This is a genomic window from Microbacterium sp. 10M-3C3, from assembly GCF_003931875.1.
In the GTDB taxonomy this organism is placed as follows: Bacteria; Actinomycetota; Actinomycetes; order Actinomycetales; family Microbacteriaceae; genus Microbacterium.
In genome coordinates this window covers 800,000-812,709 of sequence record NZ_CP034245.1, presented here as the reverse complement: position 1 = coordinate 812,709, position 12,710 = coordinate 800,000, and the positions used below count along the sequence as shown (strand labels likewise).

Genomic DNA, 12,710 nt, shown 5'->3' with positions numbered 1-12,710 from the left:
TGTGAACGCCCTGGGAGCTCTCCCAGAATCAGCCTTTTTCGGGGGAGAAGGGGAGGGTGCCACCTGTGACGTCTGACCTCCGGGTCGGCGCGACACCGTCGTCGCAGAGCACCGACAGAAGCATCATCGATACCGCAGCATCGCCCCCTTCTCGGGGCCTGTCGCGGCAGGCATCTCGCCCCATTGGAGAGCCTGGCCGCGACTCCCAGAACTGGCGGCGCTCTTACGCGCGCCGGCTCGTCGTCACCGACTTCGTCATCCTCGTATGGGCTGTGTATGCCGCGCAGATCGCCTGGTTCGGCGCGGGTTGGGCGACCGTCGCGGCTGAGGAAGACAGTCGCATCAACGAGCTGTCGTACTGGGCCTTCTCGGCGATGCTGATCGTGGCGTGGATGTGGGCGCTGTCATTCACGGACTCCCGGAGCTACCGCGTTATCGGCACCGGCTCGCAGGAGTACATCCGCGTCGCGGTGTCTAGCTTCCGCCTGTTTGGCGTCATTGCTATCGTCGCGTTCCTCACCAAAGTCGACGTCGCCCGGGGCTACCTCCTAATCAGCCTTCCCCTAGGCATCGTCACCTTGATTCTCGGTCGCTGGGTCTGGCGCCAGTGGCTCATCATGAAGCGCGGCCGCGGCGAGTACTCGGCGAGAGTTCTCCTGATCGGCTCACTGGGGTCCGTCACTCAGATCGCGCGCGAGTTGCAACGCAATCGTGCGGCGGGGTACGAGGTCGTTGGCGCGTGCATCCCGTCCGGCAAGGTCGCCGACGTGATCCCCGGCACCGGCATTCCCATCATGGGCTCGGTGGAAGCTGTGCAGCGGGCAATCGCTGCCACCGGGGCCGACACCGTTGCGGTGACCAGTACAGACGAACTCCCGCCCGACAAGGTCAAAGAGATTTCCTGGAATCTGGAGGCAGGGAAGCAGCACCTGGTACTCGCGCCAAGCATCACGGACATTGCCGGGCCGCGGGTACATACGCGGCCGGTCGCTGGATTGCCGTTGATCCACGTGGAAACGCCGCGCTTCAGCAAGGGCCAGCTATTCCTGAAACGCACTGTCGACCTGACAGCGAGCATCGCAGGCATCATCGTGCTTAGCCCACTGCTGATCCTTCTCGCAATGGCGGTGCGCCTTGGCAGCCAAGGGCCCGTGCTCTTCCGACAGAAGCGAGTCGGCTTCCGCGGCCGGGAGTTCACGATGCTGAAGTTCCGCTCGATGGTCGTGAATGCCGAGGACTTGCGCGAACAGTTGGTCCGGCAGCAGCGAGATGCTGGCAATGAGGTGCTCTTCAAAATGAAGAACGACCCCCGCGTCACGCCGATCGGACGTGTCATGCGAAAGTTCAGCCTTGACGAGATCCCCCAGCTATTGAATGTCGTTGGCGGATCAATGTCTCTGGTCGGCCCGCGTCCGCCACTCCCGTCGGAAGTAGCGCAATACGCTCATCACGTCCACCGACGCTTCCTCGCTAAACCAGGCATCACCGGGCTTTGGCAGGTCAGCGGGCGCTCGTCTTTGTCGTGGGAAGAAAGTGTACGACTTGACCTTTCGTATGTAGAAAATTGGAGCCTACTGGGCGATTTCGTGATCCTTGCGAAGACAGCGCGAGCAGCCTTAGCCCCCGGCGAGACGGCGCATTGAACGAACCATCTGTTCAGGCAACTGCGGTCGACGAGATCACAGCGCGGACCATTTCGTCGGCGGCCGTAAAACCGAAACCACGACTCATCACGCTTCAGGCGGCATTTCCCCTGTTGGGAATCCCACTCTGGGCCGTCGCCACTGTTCTAAATTGGGCGCTGCCCTCGGATCCGTGGTGGGCGCTCTTCGGGATTGCCGCGCTCCTCGCTCGCCGTTCCTCCCGGACGCTCGTGACGGCGCTGTTCATCTCCGCAGTGATCACCTGGTACGGGGCGTCGGGCGTTGTTCCATATCTGGGCGTCAGCGCGATCCCAGATCGAAGCCTGGCACTCGCGCTCAACTTCTTCCTGTTCGCTTCGCTAGGCGCTTTCCTTGTTGGCGGCAGCAGCCCGCAAGCACAGCGAGATCGGCACCTAGGTCGATCGTGGACGTTGCTGGCGTTCGCCGCGATCGCACTCTTGCTGACGCGATTCGCGGTCAGCGGAGTGCCGATCCTGCTCGGCGACGCCGGCCGGCTAGCTGGCGTTGCCAATCTATCGGCGGTGATCGGGTTGGCGAGCGGCGCGCTACCTATCGCGGTCGCGTTCCTACCTCATGTCCCGTCGGCAGCATCCATCTGGCTGAAGGTTGTTCTGGCCGTTCTCGTCTTTGCCACCGCAAGCCGGCTGTTGCTCGCGGCGGTCTTGATCGGATTCTTGGTCAGATCACCGCTCCTTCGACGTGGCAGTTCAGCGGCGCAAAGGTACATCTTCGCCGCTGGGATCGGTCTGATCGTTCTACTGATCATCCGTGTGTACGCCCTTCGCACGTCGGACCTCACCTCTGGAATCTTTTCGGGTCGCACCAGCACCGTGGGCGGCTTCGCTGGCCTCGTCACTGAGATTCTCGGCCCAAGCTTGTACTTCGCATCGAGAAACGGCCTCGTGGTCTACGAGCTGATGCGAACCGGCAGCTTCTCGCCGCCGGGTGGATTCATCATCGGTGGCCTTGCAAACGCGGTTGCGTCGGGCTCCGACCCAGAGCGATGGCTTACCCAAGCGCTTGGATTCGACGTGGTGTCCGTTGGGGCTATCGCAACACCGATCTGGTCGGGCGCAACGGTCGACTTCGGGCCGGCCGGAGCCGCGGTCTTCGCTGCTCTCTTGGGGGCGTTTCTAATGACCTGGGCTCGAAAGGCTCCGTTTATTACGGTTTGGATCGCCTTCGCGGTCGTGCTCTCGTCGTACGGCAGCTATCTCGTCTCCGCTCAATTCATCGCCAGTAGCGCACTCATGATGGTCATGTACGCGCGCGCCGGATCACGAACGGCCGGAGCGTGAATCGTTCACTGCTTTCTGCAGGCCGGCTTGTCTATGCCATATTGACCGGGCTGGCACTGGTCGCCGTCAGCTTGAACACAGCGCTGATCGACACGGTCGGCGAATACACGTTACAGTCCGGCATCGCTGCAGCTATCGCAACGATCATTCCCCTGGGCGTTGACAGGGCCCTCGCGCGGCGCCGCGCTTCGGGTGAGCTACGCATCGACCTGCCCTATTCGCTGCTGCGCTTTCGGCTAGTCGAGATCGCAGTCTTGAGCATCCTCGCCGCGGTCACTGCCTTCGTCCTGACCGAGTGGCTATTGCCGTTCGTTTGCCTCCTCTTCGCGACTAGCCGCCTCGTGTACAACGATCTTGAAACGCTGTGGATTGCTTCTCACCGGGGCACAAGCGGGCTGGGTGTTGCTCTCATCGTCAACGGGGCCGTCACGGCAGCCGGCATTTACTTCGGCGCTCCGCTGGGCGCCGAGGCGATGCTCGCCCTGTCGAGCTGCGGCAACCTGGCTGCGGCACTTTTGCTCTGGCTGGTTGGCTCTTGGACCACCGGGACGTTTCGCCTAGCTGAAGTGACCTCGGAGGCGATCGGTTTCGGCGCTAGCGCAACCTTGGCGGTTGTATATGCACGGCTCGATCTGATCGTGATCGCGGTCGTTGGAATCGATTTGAGAGCCGTAGCGGTCTACGGGATCATCCTGCGTGCGTATGACACTCTGTCCTTGATCCGTGGCTCGATCGCGCAGCTTGAGATCAGGAAGCTCGCGCGCCTAGACGAACGCGAGCGATTTAGATCCGCCTTGATGCTCGGCGGGCGAATCGAGATCGGCGCGCTCGCTCTTGCAGTCGCGGGCGCGGCCGTCTGCGCTCTCGCCTTCGCCACCCCTTTCCTCACGGCCTGGCAAGGTCAACTGCTCGCCTTGCTGCTCGCGTGCGCAGGTATCCCGATGTTCGCGGCGCATCTACCGACTAGCGCGATCGTCTATTCTGACCCGCGTACCGCCCTGCTCTTCAAAGGAAGCGTCATCGGCGCACTCAGCGCTGCCGCGATCAAGACGCTACTTATTTGGGTGTGGGGCGTGAACGGAGGCGTCACGGCAATCGCCATATGCGAATTGGTCAGCTTCTTCATTTTTGCCGCGCTTTATAGCCCAGGGAATCAAAAGGGCGACGTGGCCAGGTTCCTGGTCGGCCCGCTAATCTCACTTGGCCTTTCCGTTGCGCTGCTCATCCTGGGAGGGCCCCGATGACACTCAGCTTCGTAGGTCTGAATTGGTGGGGTGTCGGAGTCGCCGAGATGGAGGCTGCGGTCGACAACTCGTCCTCCATTGGCCTGTGGGATCTTAATCGCCGAACCGACCGATTTCTGATGCGTTCAGCGGTGCAGTTCGCGGTCGCGCGTAACCGCCTTGTTAGGCAGTGGGGAAACCGCTATGTGGAGGCAGCTGTAGTCGTGTCCCCACACAGAATCTCACCGTGGATGGCCCGGTACCTGCGCGAGCGCTCCAACAAATTGGTCGCTCTTGCGGGTGATGTCCCTAGTGGAGCGCGAAGCATTCCAGACCAAGTAGCGGCTCACTTCGACGTAGTGGGCCTCGCGGACCTCAGCTGGTCCAAATCACTACCGAAGGGCACTCGGATCGCCCCCGCCCCATGGGGCTCTACGGTCAGGGAGCGAGACCTCCTCGCCGCTCCGCTTTATAGCCCGCAGCGGCTCGCGATCGTCGGAACCGCGTACCCGGAGCGGGTCGAGATCGTTCGCCAACTGCGTGAGTCTCTGCCAATCGTCACGGTCGGAGCCTGGCCAGATATCGATGGCGTTGAGAATGCGCCCGCGATGGCGCGCCTGGAGACTTTGCGCTGGCTTCGACGACACGAGACGGGCGTACTGAACATCCTTCACCCGCAATTTGAATCGGGCTTAAACCCACAGTTTTTTGACTATGTTGCTTGTGGGGTTCCTCAACTCGTCACCTCAGCCTTAACACGAAAGTCCTATGTGCCGACAGGGGATGGGGGGATGGAAATGTTGCCAGAACGGCTCGATATCTCACAACTCCTCGCGCTAAACGTTCAAATCCGCCATGACGCCCGCCTGAACCTGTCCTTTGCCGATACAATCAAGAAGGTACTCGACTGATGAAGATTGTCGCCTGCATTACATTCGGTCATGAAGCGGATGAAGTCCGAAGAAGCCTCGCTCCCGCGCTAGAGTTGGCGGCACGAGAAGACGACGTTGAAGTAGTTGTAATTGACGACTCGAGCGGCCGCGGGCCGCAACTCTCTCAGGCAACCTGCTTGTCAACTCCGAGACGAATGGGATTCCCTGCCGTTGTTCAGTTCTTGATCGAAAGCGTGTATCCAGAGGCTACTCGCCTAGTGCTCGTCAATCCGGATGCGACAGTCGGCGACTCGCTCCCACCCCTGCTTGAGTCCCAAGCGCTGCTCGCGATTCCGACCATCGATCACGACGGCCGAATCGAGAACGTCCGTCTCGCGACTACTCCCTGGCGCGAAGTGAGAAATCTGCTGCTTGGTGAGGCAAAAGTACGCTACCCGATAACATCAACGGGTCGCCGGCAAGACGTGTCCTGTCCGCCATTTGCTCCATCAGGAGCAGTAATAAGCATTGACGCTAACGCACTTCGAAGCGCACCCCTTCGATCGGAATTCTTTTGGCTGGAGTTTTCGGACTGGGTACTACGGCGAGCGCGAATGGGTGCACCTACAACGCTCGAGGTCCTCCCGAACCGAGCGGATCATCTCGGAGCATCGACGGCGGTCAAGTATCCACTGAGTGTCGCCGCAAGCCAGGCTCGCGCAAAGGTGGCGTTCGTGCGCGAGTATGGAAGCGCTTCTTCTCGGGCTGTCCTGCCGATTGCAGTCCTCAGTCGGGGAGTTCGATTCGCACTTAAGCGCCGAAGCACCAAGGCCGGTGTGTTCCTACTTCGTGCCGCGTACAACATGGTCGACTGGCGAGTGCCGGCATGACGGTCATAGTGCTAGATGCCTACAGTGCCAGCAACGTGGGCGACGCGGAGCTAGTGCGTTTGACAATCGACGCCGCAATAGTGCGTTTCGGTGCGACACCGACGGTGTTGGCGACTCACCCATCCTCTTTCGAGGACGATGCGGACTTCGTGTATAAGCCGCTATCGCGCGAGATTTGGCGATCTCGAAGCGGGCTGCCCAAGCTTCGGTGGCTGTCGCAGGAAGCGAGCCGATTGCTGTTCGTCGCGGCTGTTCCGTTCATTCCCAAGCGACTACGCGATAGAGCGGTCCGTGCTGTGCTTCGCAGATCGAAGAGCCCATGGCTGCGCGCATTGACGAGCGCTTCAATCGCGCTAGCCGTTGGCGGGGGCTATCTCGGCGATCGATATCTCAGGGAATCCCTGGTTTCCTTGCTCAGTTATCGATACTGCATCGCGCTGGGCGCTCAGGTAGAGACCATGCCGCTTTCTATATCATCGGCCCGGCATCCCCTTCTGCGCCTTGCGCTTTTGAGCACGAAGGGCGTTCGATGGAGAGCTCGCGACGCAACCACCCAGAACATTCTGATCCGCTCGAGGGCTCAGCCAGAGTTGGTGCCAGACCTCGCTTGGTTGGATACTGGCGTTCAGACGCACGCGGAAAATCGCGAGGGTATTTGCATTGCGCCGGTCGGATCGAGCTTCTATGCGGACAAGGGTGAGCCGCTTCGCGCTTGGCAGGCAGCACGACACCTAATCGAGCGGTTGGATCCACAATCCACGGTGCGCCTTGTCCCGATGCACCGATGGAGCGCCGCATTAGGCGACGGAGGTGACGATCTAGCCTGTGATCGGCTCGAGACGTCGATCAGGGAGATGCGCCCTGATCTTCGCGTCATTCAAGTCCGCCCCACTCGATACTCAGAAGTACGCGATGCCATGGCGGCGAGCGAGTTCGCCGTATGTGAGCGTCTCCACGCCGCGCTAGCCGCGGCTACCAGCGGAACAAGAGCATTGATCCTTGGCTATGAGCCCAAACACCTAGGAGTGATGACTGTCGCTGGCCTTGAGCGTCTATGCGGAGATCTCGAGGGTGCACTCTCTGTAGAGCCCGAGGAGATCGAGAGCAAAGCCAAGCGACAGCGCGCGCTTGTAGAGGCGGCTGTGCTGTGAGGGTTCTTCATGTAAACAAGTTTGCCTTCGCGCGAGGTGGGGCCGAGGAGTACATGTTTCGCCTCTCTGATCGTCAAGCTGAGGCTGGCGACGAGGTCGCGATATTTGGCAGCGCGGGTGACGTGAACACCACCACGACTTCGCGCCGGTTGTTCGACTTCAGGGTGCAGGACTTCCACGCCGCGACGAGCACAACCTCTCGCCTTCGCGCTGCGCGCGAGGTCCTATGGTCCACGCGAGCAGCAACCTCCCTATCGCAGGCGATCGAGGATTTTCGACCCGACGTAGTTCACGTACACAATTACGCGCATCAGTTGAGTTCGTCGATTATTGACTTGATGCGTGAGCAGGGGATGCCCGTCGTGGCAACTGCTCACGATTACAAATTGATTTGCCCGGCGTACGTTGCCAACAGGAAAGGGCAGGATTGCTTCGCTTGTTCGCATCACGTCAGCGCCAAGTTGATTCTCGATCGATGCCATCACGATGATCTTTCATGGTCCGCGCTTGCTGCAGCGGAGGCTGTGGTGGTCCGCTCAAAGCGATTGACTCCGGATCACATCATTGCGCCCTCCCAATATATGGCTGACGCGCTCGCGAGTAGCTGGGTAGCGACCATACCGATCTCGATGATCCGAAACCCAGCTGAGTCGGTTGGGCTTCGGTGGCGAGGGGGTGGCTCGCTTCTCTACGTTGGCCGTTTGTCGCGAGAGAAGGGCGTCGAGCCATTGATCCAGGCAGCCATCGAAGCCCGGATTCCCCTCACAGTCGCGGGTGACGGGCCGCTTCGGGGCGACTTGGAGCGGAGCTCGGATCCGACGATCGTGACTTTTGTGGGTCATTTACCCGCTGACGAGCTTGCGCGACTTAGGGAACGATGTCTAGCCCAGATCGTGCCCAGCGAGTGGCCGGAGAACGCCCCACTGTCCGCCCTCGAGGCCGCGATCGATGGCGTGCCCCTTATCGCTTCTCCTCGTGGTGGTTTGCCCGAGTTCGCCAACATCGGTGCGCGGGTGTCCTTTATGAACGAGATCACCGGCGCCTCGCTACAGGCGGCTGTGCGCGAGTTGGATTCGCGCTCAGGAAACATGGATTTGTTGCGAGAGACGCTCTCGTGGTCACGCCATTTACGACTGGTAACCGAGGTGTACGGAAGGGTCACGGCTTGAAAATTGCAGTGTTGGGCTCGCGCTCGTATCCCGCAGCACACGGCGGCCTTGAAGTCGTCGTCGAGGAACTATCTCGAGAGCTCTCTCGCGACAACGATGTGACCGTTTTCGTGAGCGAGGGACACGACCGAACGCAGGACGGCGTGCACGTGCATGTCAGTAGATCGCTCCGCGGTAAGTACTCTCATACCGCCTCTCAGATGATCTTTGGCCTACGGGACGTGATACGCGGTGACTTCGATGTTGTCCATATTCATGGAGTCGGGCCCGCATTCGTGTTGCTGATTTGGCCATTCCGGAAGCGCAAGAGTCGAGTGTTTGTCACTGCTCATGGACTCGATTGGGAGAGGCGCAAGTGGCCCCGCGCCGCAGGTTGGCTCTTCCGGAAGATCTCCGTAGCAGCGCTCCGGCGTGCAGACGCGCTGTCGGCGGTTTCTGCTCCAACCGCAGATCGGCTCGGCGAGATTGTCGGAAAACCGGTTCGAGTAATTTCTAATGGGATATCACTCCCCGTTCTGCCCTTGCCCCGTCCCGGTCTTCCATCCAAGTATTCGGTTGTAGTATCACGGCTGACGCCGGAGAAGAACATCGAGGCCGTGCTACGCGCGTATGGCCCGGATTTGGCAGAGGTCATTGGGCCGCTTCTCTTGGTGGGGGGCGGTTCTGCTTCCTACTCAGCTGACTACGAACGACAACTTCGTGAACTAGGCGGCCCTCACGTCCAGTGGTTGGGAGTGCTTCCACGCCACCAGACACTGGCGGTCGTTTCGCGCGCGACTGTTTCGGTCTCGATGTCTAGGACAGAGGCTCAGCCGATGGCCGTGATCGAAGCCGCCGCGTTGGGCGTGCCGCTAATCTTGAGCGACATACCTGAACATCGTGCAGTCGGTTTGGACGCCGCCGTGTACGTCTCGCCAGATTCTCCTCAACAGCTCGCGGAGGCGCTGCGCGCTGTCGATCAAATCGATCGTTCAGCGGTCGAGAGAAATGCTCGTGAGTGGTGCGATCGCGACTGGCGCGCGGTAGCAGAGGACTATCGGAAGTGGTTCTTGGAGACAACCGCCGAAGGCGCGCAACATCTGCAGGTCAAGCGAATGGCTGCAAAATGAGGGGCATCGTCTTGGCGGGTGGTTCGGGGACGCGGTTGCATCCGATCACTCTTGGGGTCTCGAAGCAGTTGGTGCCGGTATATGACAAGCCGATGGTGTACTACCCACTGTCGACGTTGATGCTGGCGGGGATCGACGAGATTCTGGTGATCACGACACCGCACGACGCCGAGCACTTTGAGCGGCTTCTGGGCGATGGGTCCCAGTTCGGGGTGTCGTTGTCGTTCAAGGCGCAGCTGTCGCCGGATGGGTTGGCGCAAGCGTTCACGATCGGCGCGGACTTCATCGGCGGCGACAAGGTCGCGTTGGTGCTGGGCGACAACCTTCTCTACGGGCCGGGCCTCGGGTCGCAGCTGCAGCGCTACTCGGATGTGGACGGGGGCGCTGTGTTCGCGTACTGGGTGGCCGAGCCGTCCGCGTACGGGGTGGTGGAGTTCGATGGCACGGGGCGTGCGATCTCGCTCGAGGAGAAGCCCGCCGACCCGAAGAGCAACTACGCGATCCCGGGCCTGTATTTCTACGACAACGATGTGGTCGAGATCGCGCGTGGGTTGGCGCCGTCCCCTCGGGGTGAGTACGAGATCACCGATATCAACGCGGAGTACCTGCGCCGCGGGAAGCTGCAGGTCGAGGTGTTGCCGCGGGGGACGGCGTGGCTGGACACGGGCACGTTCGATCAGATGATGGACGCCGGGGAGTATGTGCGCACGATGGAACGCCGCACCGGGATGAAGATCGGCGTCCCGGAAGAGGTCGCGTGGCGGATGGGGTTCCTCACTGACGCCGACCTGGAGGAACGTGCGGTGAAGCTGACGAAATCCGGGTACGGGACGTACCTGCTGGACCTGCTGAAGCGAGGACACTGACCCATGGCACGCACACTTCTCGTGACCGGTGGTGCCGGGTTCATCGGTTCGAACTTCGTGCATTACGTCATCGAGCACACGGATGACCGGGTGGTCGTGCTCGACAAGCTCACCTACGCGGGCAACGAGGCGTCTCTCGCGGGGTTGCCGGCGGATCGGGTGGAGCTGATCGTTGGGGACATCGCCGACGCGGGATTGGTGGATGAGTTGTTTGCCCGGGTGGATGCGGTGGTGCATTACGCCGCGGAGTCCCACAACGACAACAGCTTGAATGATCCGCGCCCGTTCCTGGACACGAACATCGTCGGCACCTACACGCTGCTGGAAGCCGCACGGAAGCACGGGAGGCGGTTCCATCACATCTCTACCGACGAGGTCTACGGCGACCTCGAGCTGGATGACCCGGCGCGGTTCACCGAGTCCACCCCGTACAACCCGTCCTCCCCGTACTCCTCCACGAAGGCGGGGTCGGACCTGTTGGTGCGGGCGTGGGTGCGGTCGTTCGGGGTGCAAGCGACGATCTCGAACTGCAGCAACAACTACGGGCCGTTTCAGCATGTGGAGAAGTTCATCCCCCGGCAGATCACGAACGTGATCCGCGGTATCCGCCCCAAGCTGTACGGCGCCGGACAGAACGTGCGTGACTGGATCCACGCCGACGATCACTCCTCCGCCGTGCTCACCATCTTGGACAAGGGGGTGATCGGGGAGACGTACCTGATCGGCGCGGACGGCGAGAAGGACAACAAGACCGTCGTCGAGCTGATCCTGACACTGATGGGTGAGCCGGCGGACGCGTACGACCATGTCACCGACCGGGCAGGGCACGACCTGCGGTACGCGATCGACTCCACCAAACTCCGCACCGAGCTCGGCTGGGCACCCCAGTACCGGGACTTCGAAGCGGGCCTAGCTGCGACCATCGACTGGTACCGCCAGAACGAGGCCTGGTGGGCGGGCGCGAAAGACGGCGTCGAAGCGTTCTACGCGTCCAAGGGCCAGTGACCGTGACCGACGGCATCCAGTTCGGTAAAACCCTGCAGGTGACGACCACCCCGATCCCGGGGCTCGTCGTACTGGACCTGCCGGTGCACGGGGACGCGCGCGGCTGGTTCAAGGAGAACTGGCAGCGAGAGAAGATGACCGCCCCCGGGGTAAACCTGCCCGATTTCGGTCCGGTACAGAACAACATCTCCTTCAACGACCAAGTGGGCACCACCCGCGGGATCCACGCGGAACCGTGGGACAAATACGTCTCCGTCGCCACCGGCCGCATCTTCGGCGCCTGGGTCGACCTGCGGCAAGGACCCACTTTCGGTGCCGTCTACACCACCGAACTGGACCCGTCGCGGGCGATCTTCGTGCCCCGCGGCGTCGGGAACTCCTACCAAACCCTCGAACCCGACACCGCGTACACATACCTGGTCAACGACCACTGGTCCCCCACCGCGACCTACACCTTCCTCAACCTCGCCGACGAAACCGTCGCGATCGACTGGCCCATCCCGCTGGACACCGTCGAGATCAGCGACAAGGACAAGAACCACCCCCGCCTGGCCGATGTGGTACCCATGCCGCCCCGGAAGATCCTCATCACCGGCGCGAACGGTCAACTCGGGCGCGCCCTCCGCGACGAGTTCGGCGACCACCCACACATCGAGTACGCCACCCGCGACACCCTCGACCTCACCGACCCAGGACTCGCGAGCGCGCGCCGCTGGCGGGACTACGGCACCATCATCAACTCCGCCGCCTACACCGCCGTCGACAAGGCCGAAACCCCCGAAGGCCGCACCGCCGCGTGGGCCGCGAACGTCACCGCCGTAGGCCACCTCGCCCGCATCGCGACCGACAACGGCATCACCCTCGTCCACATCTCCAGCGACTACGTCTTCGACGGCACCAAAGAAGGCGAGTACACCGAAACCGACCCCGTCTCACCGCTCGGTGTCTACGGGCAGACCAAAGCCGCCGGCGACGCCCTCGCCGCCACCTGCCCCCGCCACTACATCATCCGCACCAGCTGGGTCATCGGCGACGGGAACAACTTCATCCGCACCATGGCAAACCTCGCCGCCAAAGGCATCAACCCCAAAGTCGTCAACGACCAGACCGGGCGCCTCACCTTCACCCCCACCATCGCCCAAGCCATCCACCACCTCCTGCACACCCACGCCGAACCCGGCATCTACAACGTCACCAACAGCGGCGACCCTGCCACCTGGTACGACATCGCCCGCGATGTCTTCCGCCTCACCGGACACGACCCCAACCGCGTCACACCAGTATCGACACCTGACTACTACACCGGCGTCAGCGCCCCCGTTGCCCCACGCCCGAGCAACAGCAAAATGTCCACCGTCCGCCTGGAATGCTGCGGATATCGTCCAGCACCGGCGATGGACTCGATCGCCACTTACCTCGCCGCATACCGCGCGCCGGCGATGAGTCGAGACCTCCCCTAGGGC

At 61.8% G+C, this 12,710-nt stretch carries 10 protein-coding genes; all 10 read left to right on the top strand.

What is annotated here, in order from left to right:
• Positions 1 to 65: 65 nt before the first annotated feature.
• Complete coding sequence (locus tag EI169_RS03860) at positions 66 to 1,643, top strand: sugar transferase (protein WP_125131158.1); 1,578 nt, start codon at positions 66 to 68, stop codon at positions 1,641 to 1,643.
• Complete coding sequence (locus tag EI169_RS03855; protein WP_125131157.1) at positions 1,640 to 2,962, top strand: hypothetical protein; 1,323 nt, start codon at positions 1,640 to 1,642, stop codon at positions 2,960 to 2,962. The genes EI169_RS03860 and EI169_RS03855 overlap by 4 nt, the downstream gene beginning before the upstream one ends.
• Positions 2,959 to 4,206: a hypothetical protein gene (locus EI169_RS03850; protein ID WP_125131156.1), complete on the top strand. Its 1,248-nt coding sequence runs from the start codon at positions 2,959 to 2,961 to the stop codon at positions 4,204 to 4,206. Before EI169_RS03855 ends, EI169_RS03850 begins: the two co-directional genes overlap by 4 nt.
• Positions 4,203 to 5,096: a hypothetical protein gene (locus EI169_RS03845; protein ID WP_125131155.1), complete on the top strand. Its 894-nt coding sequence runs from the start codon at positions 4,203 to 4,205 to the stop codon at positions 5,094 to 5,096. The genes EI169_RS03850 and EI169_RS03845 overlap by 4 nt, the downstream gene beginning before the upstream one ends.
• Positions 5,097 to 5,982: 886 nt before the next feature.
• Positions 5,983 to 7,098 (top strand): polysaccharide pyruvyl transferase family protein, encoded by a 1,116-nt coding sequence (locus tag EI169_RS03840; RefSeq protein ID WP_164515424.1) that lies wholly within the window; start codon positions 5,983 to 5,985, stop codon positions 7,096 to 7,098.
• Complete coding sequence (locus EI169_RS03835) at positions 7,002 to 8,267, top strand: glycosyltransferase (protein ID WP_125131153.1); 1,266 nt, start codon at positions 7,002 to 7,004, stop codon at positions 8,265 to 8,267. The genes EI169_RS03840 and EI169_RS03835 overlap by 97 nt, the downstream gene beginning before the upstream one ends.
• A gap of 200 nt (positions 8,268 to 8,467) precedes the next feature.
• A complete protein-coding gene (locus tag EI169_RS03830) occupies positions 8,468 to 9,376 on the top strand; it encodes a glycosyltransferase family 4 protein (RefSeq protein WP_240640753.1) in 909 nt (302 codons plus the stop codon).
• Positions 9,373 to 10,242 (top strand): glucose-1-phosphate thymidylyltransferase RfbA, encoded by an 870-nt coding sequence (gene rfbA / locus EI169_RS03825; protein ID WP_125131151.1) that lies wholly within the window; start codon positions 9,373 to 9,375, stop codon positions 10,240 to 10,242. Before EI169_RS03830 ends, rfbA begins: the two co-directional genes overlap by 4 nt.
• 3 nt (positions 10,243 to 10,245) lie before the next feature.
• Complete coding sequence (gene rfbB, locus EI169_RS03820) at positions 10,246 to 11,247, top strand: dTDP-glucose 4,6-dehydratase (RefSeq protein ID WP_125131150.1); 1,002 nt, start codon at positions 10,246 to 10,248, stop codon at positions 11,245 to 11,247.
• On the top strand, positions 11,244 to 12,707 hold the full coding sequence (locus tag EI169_RS03815; RefSeq protein WP_125131148.1) for a bifunctional dTDP-4-dehydrorhamnose 3,5-epimerase family protein/NAD(P)-dependent oxidoreductase: 1,464 nt from the start codon (positions 11,244 to 11,246) through the stop codon (positions 12,705 to 12,707). Before rfbB ends, EI169_RS03815 begins: the two co-directional genes overlap by 4 nt.
• The last annotated feature ends 3 nt before the right edge of the window (positions 12,708 to 12,710 follow it).

Bases quoted from the DNA above. Each gene is read 5' to 3' on its own strand.
- rfbA (WP_125131151.1), top strand. From the start codon at position 9,373: ATGAGGGGCATCGTCTTGGCGGGTGGTTCGGGGACGCGGTTGCATCCG.
- EI169_RS03830 (WP_240640753.1), top strand. From the start codon at position 8,468: ATGATCTTTGGCCTACGGGACGTGATACGCGGTGACTTCGATGTTGTC.
- EI169_RS03835 (WP_125131153.1), top strand. From the start codon at position 7,002: ATGCGGAGATCTCGAGGGTGCACTCTCTGTAGAGCCCGAGGAGATCGA.
- EI169_RS03845 (WP_125131155.1), top strand. From the start codon at position 4,203: ATGACACTCAGCTTCGTAGGTCTGAATTGGTGGGGTGTCGGAGTCGCC.
- rfbB (WP_125131150.1), top strand. From the start codon at position 10,246: ATGGCACGCACACTTCTCGTGACCGGTGGTGCCGGGTTCATCGGTTCG.